3 protein-coding genes are annotated in these 3,358 nt (G+C 69.8%); 1 reads left to right on the forward strand and 2 read right to left on the reverse strand.

Features of this window, described 5'->3' with window-relative positions; genetic code table 11:
- Nucleotides 1–156: 156 nt before the first annotated feature.
- Nucleotides 157–1,095 carry a metallophosphoesterase gene (locus tag ABZ281_RS43225; RefSeq protein WP_356663609.1) on the reverse strand — a complete coding sequence of 313 codons (939 nt, stop codon included), beginning with the start codon at nt 1,093–1,095 and terminating at the stop codon, nt 157–159.
- Between the two features lie 135 nt (nt 1,096–1,230).
- On the opposite strand from ABZ281_RS43225, the gene ABZ281_RS43230 reads away from it, so the two are divergent.
- Nucleotides 1,231–1,695: a GatB/YqeY domain-containing protein gene (locus tag ABZ281_RS43230; RefSeq protein ID WP_356663611.1), complete on the forward strand. Its 465-nt coding sequence runs from the start codon at nt 1,231–1,233 to the stop codon at nt 1,693–1,695.
- Nucleotides 1,696–1,820: 125 nt separating this feature from the next.
- Here ABZ281_RS43230 and ABZ281_RS43235 read toward each other — a convergent pair.
- Nucleotides 1,821–3,358 (reverse strand): penicillin-binding transpeptidase domain-containing protein (locus tag ABZ281_RS43235; RefSeq protein WP_356663613.1); only part of this gene is annotated, 1,538 nt, incomplete at its 5' end.

The following is a 3,358-nucleotide window of genomic DNA, read 5'->3' on the forward strand; positions in this document are numbered from 1 at the left end:
CCTGCTCCGGGTTACCCGCCCCGGTCCGTCGCTCTCCGGGTTACCCGCCCAGGTCCGTCGCTCTCCGGGTTACCCGCCCAGGTCCGTCGCTCTCCGGGTTACCCGCCCAGGTCCGTCGCCCTGCGCGTCACCAGCCCAAGCCCCTCGCCCTTCGCGTTACCTCCCCGGGACCTCGCGCCCCACCAACGTCAGCAACGTCGCCTCCGGCGGGCACGCGAACCGTACCGGTGTGTAGCGGTTCGTTCCGCAGCCCGCCGACACGTGGAGGTACGACGTATTGCCCTCCGCCGTGTGGGTGGACAGGCCCTTCACCCGTTCCGTGTCCAGGTCGCAGTTGGTGACCAGGGCGCCGTAGAAGGGGATGCACAGCTGGCCGCCGTGGGTGTGACCGGCCAGGATCAGGGGGTAGGCGTCGGCCGTGAAGGCGTCCAGGGTGCGCAGGTACGGGGCGTGCACGACGCCCATCGAGAAGTCCGCCGCCTCGGACGGCCCGCCCGCCACCTGCGCGTAGCGGTCCCGCTTGATGTGCGGGTCGTCCAGGCCCGTGAGCTCCACCGAGCCGCCTTCGAGCTTGAGCTCGCGGCGCGTGTTGGTCAGGTTGAGCCAGCCCGCCGCGTCGAAACCGTCGCGCAGGTCCTCCCACGGGTTGTGCACCACGCCCTCGGCCGGAGCGTTGCCGTTGAGGCCGTGGCGGCCGTGCGCCTTCTCGAGCAGATAGAGGGCGGGGTTGCGCAGCTTGGGGCCGTAGTAGTCGTTGGAGCCGAAGACGTACGCGCCCGGGAACTCCATCAGGGGGCCGAGCGCGTCCAGGACCTCCGGGACGCCCTTCGGGTCGGAGAGGTTGTCACCCGTGTTGATCACGAAGTCGGGGCGCAGGCCCGCCAGGGACCGCAGCCAGCGCTGCTTCTTGCGCTGGCCGCCGACCATGTGGATGTCGGAGATCTGCAGCACACGCAGGGGACGCATCCCCGGGGGGAGGACCGGGACGGTGACCCGGCGGAGGCGGAAGGAGCGGGCCTCGAAGCCCGCCGAGTACAACAGTCCGGCGGCGCCAGCCGCCGCGATTCCCAGGGGTACTCCGTATCGCGCGCGCATACGACCATCGTGTCAGACCGGGGCCGTCGCCCGTGTCCGGGCGGTGCGCGAATTCCCCTGACGGCACCGGGCATGAGACGGCCGTCCCGCAAATCGAGGGGCGCCGCTCCTCCCGCACCTGCGACAATCGACCCCATGACCACGCTCAAGTCGAAGCTGCAGGAAGACCTCAACGTTGCGATCAAGGAGCGCGACGAGCTGCGCTCCTCGACGCTCCGGCTGACGCTCGCCGCGATCACCAAGGAGGAGGTCGCGGGCAAGGAGAAGCGCGAGCTCTCCGACGACGAGGTGCAGAAGGTGATCACCCGGGAGGCGAAGAAGCGGCGTGAGGCGGCCGACGCCTTCGCGCAGGGTGGTCGTGCCGCGCAGGCCGAGCGGGAGAAGGCGGAGGGCGAGGTCCTCGCCACATACCTGCCGCAGCAGCTGTCGGACGAGCAGCTCCAGCAGATCGTCGCCCAGGCCGTCGAGGAGGCGAAGGCGGCCGGTGCGGAGGGGCCGCGGGCCATGGGTGCGGTCATGAAGATCGTGAACCCGAAGGTGGCCGGGCAGGCCGAGGGCGGCCGCGTGGCCGCCGCGGTGAAGAAGCTGCTGGCCGGCTGACCCCCTCGGTCACAGTCACGGGCCGGCCGGCTCTTCGCCACTGGCCCGCTGACCCTTCAGCCGAACGAGACGGCCCCTTCCCACCCAGGCGGGAAGGGGCCGTCTCCTTTCAGCGCACAGCCGGCTCAGCCGAACCGGCCGCCGTTTCCGTTCCCGCCGCCGTTGCTCTGCCCCCGGATGAAGCCCTCCGGGATGGAGAACGAGGGCGTGGGCTCGCCGCCGCCTCCGCCGTTGCTGCCGCCGACCAGGCCGCCGATGAAGCCGTCGTCGCCACCGTTGTCGCCGTTGCCCCCGTCGTCCCGGCCGCCGTCCCCGTCACCGCGGTCCCGGGGCTTGCTGTCGGGGATGTGGACGGTGTTGAAGTTCTCGACGGGCTTGCCCTCCAGCGCGCCGGACATCATGTCGCCCCAGATCGGGCCGGGAACCTCGCCACCGAAGACCTTGCCGTACGACCGGCCGCCGATGGTGATGCCGGACATCTTCCGCTTGTGCGCGGGGTCGCCGACCCACACGGCACCGGCCATGTTCGGTGTGTAGCCCACGAACCAGGCCGCGTAGCGCTCGTCGGTCGTGCCGGTCTTGCCGGCGCTGGGGCGGCTGCCGAGGCCGGCCTTCTTGCCCGTGCCGTCCTCGACGACGCCCTTCAGCAGCGTGTTGATGGTGTCCGCGGTGTTCTCCGACATCGCGCGCGAGCAGGTCGACTTCGGGACCTGGAGCGAGGTGGTCTTGTCACCGACCCGCCGGCTGACCGACTCTATGGCGACCAGCGTGCAGTGCATGCCGCGCGAGGCGAAGGTCGCGTACGCGTTCGCCATGGTCAGCGGGGACATCTCCTGGGTGCCGAGGGCGATGGAGGGCACCTGGGGCATCTTGTCGCCGTCGGCCCGCACGACGCCCATCTTCTTCGCCATCGTCGTCACCGGGCAGATGCCGATGTCGCTGATCATCTGCACGTAGTAGGTGTTGACCGACTTGGCGGTCGCCTCCCGCATGTCGTACGGGCCGACCTCGGAGGAGTTCTCGTTCTGGAGCTTCGCCGGGTTGTGGGGGTCGTTCACCCACCGCTTGTCCTTACAGGCCGAGACCGGGCTCGGGTACGCCATCCGGTACGGCGACGGGTACACCTTGTTCGCCGGCATGCCGTCCTCGAGGGCCGCGGCGGCCACGATCGGCTTGAACGTCGAACCGGGCTGGTAGCCCATGCCGCCGCCCATCGACTGGTCGACGGAGAGGTTGATCTGCGTCTCGTTCTTCTTGAAGCCGTACGGACGCGACTGGCCCATGGCGAGGATCTTGCCGGTGCCGGGCTGGACGAGGGAGACGGCGGTTGCCACCTCGTCGCTCTTGTAGACGTGCTCCTTGATGGACCGCTGCGCCGCGTCCTGGGCCTGCGGGTCCATGGTGGTGCGGATGGTGAGGCCGCCCTGGTTCCAGACCTTCGCGCGCTGCTCCTTTGTCTTGCCGAAGACCGGGTCGGTCAGGAAGACCTCGCGCACGTAGTCACAGAAGAAGCCCGCGCCCTTGACCGCCGTGATGCAGCCGTTCTTGGGCTTGCTGACCTTCAGCCCGAGCGGCGCCTTCATCGCCTCGGTGGCCTCCTGGTGATGCCCGCCGTCACCGGTGTCCTCGCGCAGAAGATCTCGCAGCGCACCCTGTTCGTCGT

Origin of the sequence: Streptomyces sp. NPDC006265 (genome assembly GCF_040613555.1) — a bacterium.
GTDB lineage: Bacteria > Actinomycetota > Actinomycetes > Streptomycetales > Streptomycetaceae > Streptomyces.